General features: G+C 70.9%; 8 protein-coding genes (1 of these 8 cut by a window edge). 5 read left to right on the top strand and 3 right to left on the bottom strand.

Annotation, left to right across the window (positions count from 1 at the left end):
- Together F0P95_RS06170 and F0P95_RS06165 are read right to left on the bottom strand one after the other, a co-directional pair.
- Positions 1-1,196, bottom strand: the 5' portion of a protein-coding gene (locus F0P95_RS06170) for a M3 family metallopeptidase (protein ID WP_182336086.1). Its footprint begins 832 nt before the window's first position; the window shows 1,196 of its 2,028 coding nt (coding positions 1-1,196); the start codon lies at positions 1,194-1,196; the stop codon falls past the left edge of the window.
- Positions 1,197-1,232: 36 nt separating this feature from the next.
- Positions 1,233-2,354, bottom strand: a complete 1,122-nt coding sequence (locus F0P95_RS06165; RefSeq protein WP_182336085.1) for a PLP-dependent cysteine synthase family protein — start codon at positions 2,352-2,354, stop codon at positions 1,233-1,235.
- A 122-nt stretch (positions 2,355-2,476) separates the two neighbouring features.
- On the opposite strand from F0P95_RS06165, the gene F0P95_RS06160 reads away from it, so the two are divergent.
- On the top strand, positions 2,477-2,854 hold the full coding sequence (locus tag F0P95_RS06160; protein ID WP_182336084.1) for a CopL family metal-binding regulatory protein: 378 nt from the start codon (positions 2,477-2,479) through the stop codon (positions 2,852-2,854).
- Positions 2,855-3,013: 159 nt separating this feature from the next.
- Entirely contained in the window at positions 3,014-4,786 is a 1,773-nt protein-coding gene (locus F0P95_RS06155) for a copper resistance system multicopper oxidase (protein WP_182336083.1), read from the top strand.
- Positions 4,787-4,917: 131 nt separating this feature from the next.
- On the opposite strand, the gene F0P95_RS17495 is transcribed toward F0P95_RS06155, so the two are convergent.
- The gene (locus tag F0P95_RS17495; protein ID WP_232528856.1) at positions 4,918-5,244 is read right to left on the bottom strand and encodes a hypothetical protein; all 327 of its coding nucleotides are present in this window, start codon (positions 5,242-5,244) and stop codon (positions 4,918-4,920) included.
- Positions 5,245-5,280: 36 nt separating this feature from the next.
- On the opposite strand from F0P95_RS17495, the gene F0P95_RS06150 reads away from it, so the two are divergent.
- From F0P95_RS06150 to gloA, 3 genes are all read left to right on the top strand, one after another.
- Positions 5,281-6,048 (top strand): copper resistance protein B, encoded by a 768-nt coding sequence (locus tag F0P95_RS06150; RefSeq protein ID WP_232528854.1) that lies wholly within the window; start codon positions 5,281-5,283, stop codon positions 6,046-6,048.
- Positions 6,049-6,106: 58 nt separating this feature from the next.
- Positions 6,107-6,616: a DUF411 domain-containing protein gene (locus tag F0P95_RS06145; protein ID WP_182336081.1), complete on the top strand. Its 510-nt coding sequence runs from the start codon at positions 6,107-6,109 to the stop codon at positions 6,614-6,616.
- 105 nt (positions 6,617-6,721) lie between these two features.
- Positions 6,722-7,240 carry a lactoylglutathione lyase gene (gene gloA, locus F0P95_RS06140; RefSeq protein WP_182336080.1) on the top strand — a complete coding sequence of 173 codons (519 nt, stop codon included), beginning with the start codon at positions 6,722-6,724 and terminating at the stop codon, positions 7,238-7,240.
- Positions 7,241-7,309: the final 69 nt, after the last annotated feature.

Here is a 7,309-nt window from a genome sequence, read left to right as displayed (position 1 = left end):
GCGCCGTCGGCATCGACCAGGCGGTAGAAGCGCACGTCCGGATGCCAGACCGGCGCCCGGTCCGGCTGCACCCGCAGGCCGTACAGGCGCTCGATCACCGCGAACAGGCCCGCCAGTACCGTGGGCTCGGTGAAGTACTGCTTCACCTCCTGCTCGGAGTAGCTGTAGCGCGCCTGCTTGAGCTTTTCGCTGGCATAGGCAAGGTCCCAGGCCTGCAGCCGGCCGATGCCCAGCTCCGCGGCGGCGAAGGCTTCCAGCTCGATGCGGTCACGCTGCGCATGGGGCCTGGCGCGCACGGCCAGGTCGCGCAGGAAATCCAGCACCTGCGCCGGGGCCGTCGCCATCTTGGTGGCGATGGAGTACCCGGCGTAATTGTCGTACCCCAGCAGCGCGGCCAGTTCGGTGCGCAGGGCCAGGATGCGCTCGATGTTGGCGCCATTGTCGAGGGCGGCGTCGCCGAACTCGGAAGCACGCACCGCATGGGCGCGGTAGAGCGCCTCGCGCAGCGCGCGGCTGTCGGCATAGGTCTGCACCGGCAGGTAGCAGGGCATGTGCAGGGTCAACTTCCAGCCCTGGCGGCCATCCCGGGTGGCCGCGGCACGGGCGTTGGCAAGCACGTCGGCCGGCAGCCCGGACACTTCCGCTTCGTCTTCGACATATAGGGCGAACGCGTCGGTGGCGTCGAGCACGTTCTGCGAGAACCTGGCCGACAGCGCGGACAGCTCCTGCTGGATCTGCGCGAAACGCGCCTTGCCGGCGTCGTCGAGCTCGGCGCCCCCCAGGCGGAAATCACGCAGCGCGTTGTCCAGCACCTTGCGCCGGGCCGGGTCGAACGCCGCGGCCTCCGGCGAGGCCGCCAATGCCTTGTATTGCGCATACAGCGCCGGGTTCTGCGCCATCGCGCTGCCGAAACGGCTGATCCTGGGCAGGTTGGCGTTGTAGGCCTCGCGCAGTTCCGGCGTGTCGGCCACCGCCTGCAGGTGGGCGACCTGGCCCCACGCGCGGTACAGGCGCTCGGTGGCGTCGTCCAGCGGGGTCACGAAGGTCTCCCAGCTCACCGGCGCCACGGTTTCGGCGTTCTTCACCGCGGCTTCGGCCTCGGCCAGCAGGGCGTCGATGGCCGGGGTGACGTGGCCGGGACGGATCTCGTCGAAACGCGGCAGGCCGGAAAAGTCGAGCAGGGGGTTGGAATTCATGAGACGGTCCTGGAAACGGGTCCGGCGGGGCCGGCATCAGTTCCGATATGGCGACGGCTCCAGCCACGCACAAGGCAGCGCCGGCAGCCCCCGCCCGTCCACCGCCGCGGCGATGGCGGCGTCGGCGGCGGCCACGTCGATGCCCTGGCGTTCGTACCAGGCCGGGTCGTAATAGCTGTGCGCGTAGCGCTCGCCGGCATCGCACAGGATGGTGACGATGGACCCGTCGCGGCCGGCATCGCGCATCAGCTGTGCCGCCTGCAGCACGCCGATGAAATTGGTGCCGGTGGAACCGCCGACGCGGCGCCCGAGGGTGGCGCTGACATGGCGCATGGCGGCCAGGCTCAGGGCGTCGGGCACCTTGACCATCGCATCGACACAGGTGGGGATGAAACTGCGTTCCACGCGCGGGCGGCCGATGCCCTCCACGCGCGAGCCCCCCTCGCAGGCCAGGTCGCGCCAGTCGGCGCCGGCCAGCGCCGCGCAGTAGCCGTCGTAGAACACCGATACCTCCGGGTCCGCGCACATGATCAGGGTGTCGTGGCGGCGGTAGCTGACGTAGCGCCCCAGTGTGGCCGCCGTGCCGCCGGTCCCCGGGCTGCAGACGATCCACTCCGGCACCGGGTGCGGCTCCTCGGCCATCTGCTTGAAGATCGATTCGGCGATGTTGTTGTTGGCGCGCCAGTCGGTGGCGCGCTCGGCGTAGGTGAACTGGTCCATGAAGTGGCCGCCGGTTTCGCGCGCCAGCCGCTCCGATTCGCAGTTCAGGTCGCAGGCACGCTGCACCAGGTGGCAGCGGCCGCCCTGGAACTCGATGGCGGCGATCTTCTCCGGGGACGTGCTGGCCGGGATCACGGCGATGAACGGCAGCCCCAGCAGGCGGGCGAAGTAGGCCTCGGACACCGCGGTCGAGCCACTGGATGCCTCGATCACCGGGCAGCCCTCGCGCAGCCAGCCATTGGCCAGCGCGTACAGGAACAGCGAACGCGCCAGGCGATGCTTCAGGCTGCCGGTCGGGTGGCTGGACTCGTCCTTCAGGTAGACGTCGATGCCGGGGAAACCGGGCAGGTCCACCGGAATCAGGTGGGTATCGGCCGAGCGGTTGTAATCGGCTTCGATCTTGCGGATGGCCGCCGCCACCCAGGCACGCTGCGACATGGATCACACACTCTGATGAAAGCTGAAGCCGATTCTACTGCGGACGGGAACGGCCGCCGCCGCCAGCGGCGCTGCACGCCGCACGATGGTATGGTGCGCGCAGGTTTCCATCCCGACCCCGCGTGCCGCGCATCCTGCTGCCCCTGCTGCTGTGCCTGTCCCTGATCGCCGGTGCGATCGGGTCGGTGTGGTCGGCCACGGCGATGGCGATGCCGGCCACTGCGGCCGCGGTCGCCGAGGCCGTGGGCATGGACAGGGGCGTGGACCACGCCTGCTGCCACGACGGCGGCGGCATGCACGATACCGACAGGCAGCCGCAGCCGCCGGCCGCGTCCTGCGACGACGGCAAGCACTGCGACTGCACCCAGCACTGCAACATGCTGCCCACGCCACTGGCGTCGCCGGCCGGTGCCATCGCGCGCTCAGCCGAACCCGCCGACCCTGCGCCGGGGCGCTACGACGTGCGCCCGCGCCAGCTGCACCGGCCACCCATCGCCTGATCCGGCTATCGGCGCCGCGCGGCCTGCCCGCGCGTGGCGGCCATCCCCCAGGCCCGCAGCGCGCTGCGCGGGTGACCTCGATCGTCGCCATGCGCCAGTGCCTCCCGGCAATCCGCAGTTGCCGTCCGCCTTCGCCGGTGGTCGGCCGATGGAGTTCCCATGAAAAACGATTTCCTTTCCGACCCGCGCTCGGTGCTGTCGCGGCGCCGCTTCGTGCAGGGCCTGGCCCTGGGCGGCGTCGTCGCCGGCAGCGGGCTGTGGCGCGCATCCGGCGCATTGGCCGCCGTTCCCCGCACGCTGGCCGCCAATGAGCTGCGCGGCACCGACCTGAGCCTGGCCATCGGCCGCTCCACGGTCGATTTCACCGGCCGCGCGCGCAGCGCGGTCACCGTCAACGGTTCGCTGCCGGCCCCGATCCTGCGCTGGCGCGAGGGCGATACGGTCAGCATCCGCGTGGCCAACACACTCGCCGACGAGATGACCTCGATCCACTGGCACGGCATCCTGCTGCCGTCCAACATGGACGGCGTACCGGGGCTGAGCTTCGACGGCATCGCCCCCGGCGAGGCCTTCCAGTACCGCTTCCAGCTGCGCCAGTCCGGCACCTACTGGTACCACAGCCATTCGATGTTCCAGGAGCAGGCGGGCCTGTACGGCGCGCTGGTGATCGACCCGCTGGAGCCGCCGCCGTACCGCTTCGACCGCGAGCACGTGGTACTGCTGTCGGACTGGACCGACCTGGACCCGGCCGCGCTGTACCGGCGGATGAAGAAGATGCCGATGCACGACAACACCTACCAGCGCACGGTAGGCGACTTCATGCGCGACGCCCGCCGCGACGGCCTGCGCGCCACCCTCGCCGACCGCGGCATGTGGGGGCGGATGCGGATGACGCCGTCGGACCTGTCCGACATCAATGCCCACACCTATACCTACCTGATGAACGGGACCGCGCCGGCCGGCAACTGGACCGGGCTGTTCCGCAGCGGCGAGAAAGTACTGCTGCGTTTCATCAACGGCTCGGCGATGACCTACTTCGACGTGCGCATCCCGGGGCTGAAGATGACCGTGGTGGCGGCCGATGGCCAGTACATCCACCCGGTGAGCGTGGACGAGTTCCGCATCGCGGTGGCCGAGACCTTCGACGTCATCGTCGAGCCCAGCGGCCAGGACGCGTTCACGATCTTCGCCCAGGACATGGGCCGCACCGGCCACGCCTGCGGCACCCTGGCGGTGCGCCACGGCCTGCAGGCGCCGGTGCCGGCACTGGATCCGCGGCCGCTGCTGACCATGGCCGACATGGCCCACGACCACGGTGGCGGCCACGGCAAGATGCCGATGGCCCAGGGCGACCATGGCGGACATGCAGGGCATGGCGCCCACGGCGGGCATGGCCTGGGCGGCAGCGCGCCCGAACACCCCCCCAGCGAGCGCGGCAATCCGCTGGTGGACATGCAGAGCTCGGCCAGTTCGCCGCGGCTGGACGACCCCGGCATCGGCCTGCGCGACAACGGCCGCAAGGTGCTCGCCTACGCCGACCTGCGCTCGCTGTTCGAGGACCCGGACGGGCGCGAACCCGGCCGCGAGATCGAGCTGCACCTGACCGGGCACATGGAGAAGTTCGCCTGGAACTTCGACGGCGTCCCGTTCGCCGGTGCCGAGCCGCTGCGCCTGAACTACGGCGAGCGCATGCGCATCGTGCTGGTCAACGACACGATGATGACCCACCCCATCCACCTGCATGGCGTATGGAGCGACCTGGAGGATGCCGACGGCCGCTTCCAGGTGCGCAAACACACCATCGACATGCCGCCCGGGACCCGGCGCAGCTATCGCGTGCGCGCCGATGCGCTGGGCCGCTGGGCGTTCCACTGCCACCTGCTGTACCACATGGAAGCGGGCATGATGCGCGAAGTGAGGATCGAGGCATGAAGACGACGACCCGATCCCTGCTGTTCATCGCCCTGGCCGCGGCCACCGGCAGCGCCGCCGCACAGGATGCGCATGCCGGCCATCACGGCCATGGAACCACCGCGAAGCCGGATCCGCATGCGGGTCATGCATCAGCGGCTCCCGCCGCACCCGCGGGGAGCGACCCGCATGCCGGCCATGCCGCGCACATGCCGACGGCGAAGCCAGTCGAACCAGCGCCCGACCCGCATGCCGGCCACGGGACACCGGCCAGCATGTCCGGTCAAGCTGGCATGCATGCAGGCCACGCCATGCCGATGGATCATGCGTCCCACGCGATGCCGCCACAGCCGGCCGCGGACCCGCATGCCGGTCACGCGATGGAGCCGCCCGCCGGAAAATCCGCGGACGGCCATGACGCCCATGCCGGGCACGACATGCATGGCGATCATGCGCAGCCTGCTACGGTCGATGCCCATGCCCGCCCCATGCCCGCCACCTCTTCGGACTCGGGCATGCACGCGGGCCATGGCGATCACGCCGGCCATGGCGCCGCGGCCATGCAGGTGCCGCGCGAGCCCATTGCCACGCCGACCGCCGCGGACCTGGCGGCGGCGTTCCCCACGCTCGCGCCGCATGCGATGCAGCATGCGCCCGGCATCAACAGCCTGGTGCTGTTCGACCACCTGGAGGCCTGGGACAACGCCCGCGGCAGCGGCCAGTCGTGGGCGGCCAAGGGCTGGGTCGGCAGCGACATCGACCGCCTGTGGCTGCGCAGCGAAGGCCAGCGCAGCGAGGGCCGGCTCGGCGAGTGGTCGCTGGACGCGCTCTATGGCCATTCCATCTCACCGTGGTGGGACCTGGTCGGCGGCGTCCGCCATGATGGCGGCAATGCCCCCGGGCTGACCCGCGCCGCCATCGGCGTGCAGGGGCTGGCGCCCTACAAGTTCGAGTTCGCCGCCACCGCCTACCTGGGCGGGCCGCGCCGGGCCGAACTGGCGGTGGAGGCGGAGTACTCGCTGCTGCTGACCAACAGGCTGATCCTGCAACCGTCGCTGGAGGCCAGCGTGGCCGCCGACGACGACCCGCGCCGCGGCGTCGGCAGCGGACTGGGCCACGTCGGCGCCGGCCTGCGCCTGCGCTACGAGATCACCCGCCGCTTCGCGCCGTACGTCGGCTTCGTGCACGAGCGCCGTTTCGGCCGCAGCGCCGACCTGCATCGCGATGCCGGGGAAGCCACCCGGGAATCGCGCTGGGTGGCCGGCGTGCGGTTCTGGTTCTGACCCCGCTCCCACGGCGGAACGCCGCGCGGCGTTCCGCCCCCTTCAGAAGGAGAATCACATGAACACACTGCTGCACAGGACGCTAGCCCTGCTGATCGTCGCCAGCTCCATCTTCGCCGTCGCCGCCTGCGATGCCGCCCCGCCAGCGGCGGCGGGCACGCCGCCAGCAGCCGGGCACGCCGCCCGGACGGCGCAGGTCGTGCACGTCCACAAGGACGCCAACTGCGGCTGCTGCAACGGCTGGATCGAGCACATGCGCGCGGCCGGCTTCACCGTGGTGGCCCATGACAGCACCGACATGGCGGCGGTGAAGCAGCGCCTGGGCATTCCGCTGTCGCAGGCGTCGTGCCATACCGCCGAAGTCGGCGGCTACGTGCTGGAAGGCCACGTCCCGGCCGCGGACGTGCAGCGCCTGCTGCGCGAGAAGCCGGCCGCACGCGGGCTGGTGCTGCCGGGCATGCCCATCGGTTCGCCGGGCATGGAGTCGCCCGATGGCCTCCGCGACGCGTTCACGGTCGCCCTGCTCGGCAAGGACGGCACCCTGCAGCTCTACGCCCGGCACCCCTGACCGGCGCGCAACGGCGGCGGCATCCGCGAACGCGGCCCGCCGCGTTCCCGATGCGTTGCCGCGCGCCGCTCTAGAATCGTCCCCCCCCTCACCAGGAACAACGCCATGAGCCTGAACGCTCTCCGCCAGCAGCCCGGCGTGGCTGCGCAGCCGCCGGCCGAGACCACCGGCTTCGTCTTCAACCACACCATGCTGCGGGTCAAGGACATCACCGCCTCGCTGGATTTCTACACCCGCGTGCTCGGCTTCCGCCTGGTCGACCGGCGCGATTTCCCCGAGGCCGCGTTCAGCCTGTACTTCCTGGCCTACGTGCCGGAAGGCATGCAGGTGCCCGAGGACGACACCGCGCGCCGGCTGTGGATGGCCGGCATGCCCGGCGTGCTGGAGCTGACCCACAACCATGGCACCGAGCACCAGGACGGCCCGGTCTACCACGACGGCAACAGCGAACCGCGCGGCTTCGGCCACATCTGCGTGTCGGTGCCGGAGCTTGAAGCGGCCTGCGCGCGCTTCGAACAGCTGGGCGTGCCGTTCCAGAAGCGCCTGCAGGACGGGCGCATGAAGAACCTGGCCTTCATCAGGGACCCGGACGGCTACTGGGTGGAAATCATCGGCAACCGCTGAGGTTGTCGGTCGCCGCGGCCGGTGCATGGGCCGCGGCGACCGCGGCGTTGCGTTACATGCCGGGCCGGC

The sequence above is a fragment of the Stenotrophomonas acidaminiphila genome (assembly GCF_014109845.1).
In the GTDB taxonomy this organism is placed as follows: Bacteria; Pseudomonadota; Gammaproteobacteria; order Xanthomonadales; family Xanthomonadaceae; genus Stenotrophomonas; species Stenotrophomonas acidaminiphila.
This window is presented reverse-complemented; position numbering and strand designations above follow the sequence as displayed.

Coding starts and splice junctions, on each gene's coding strand:
- F0P95_RS06165 (WP_182336085.1), bottom strand. CDS start 2,354: ATGTCGCAGCGTGCCTGGGTGGCGGCGGCCATCCGCAAGATCGAAGCC.
- F0P95_RS06155 (WP_182336083.1), top strand. CDS start 3,014: ATGAAAAACGATTTCCTTTCCGACCCGCGCTCGGTGCTGTCGCGGCGC.
- F0P95_RS17495 (WP_232528856.1), bottom strand. CDS start 5,244: ATGGGCATCGACCGTAGCAGGCTGCGCATGATCGCCATGCATGTCGTG.
- F0P95_RS06150 (WP_232528854.1), top strand. CDS start 5,281: ATGCACGCGGGCCATGGCGATCACGCCGGCCATGGCGCCGCGGCCATG.
- F0P95_RS06145 (WP_182336081.1), top strand. CDS start 6,107: ATGAACACACTGCTGCACAGGACGCTAGCCCTGCTGATCGTCGCCAGC.
- gloA (WP_182336080.1), top strand. CDS start 6,722: ATGAGCCTGAACGCTCTCCGCCAGCAGCCCGGCGTGGCTGCGCAGCCG.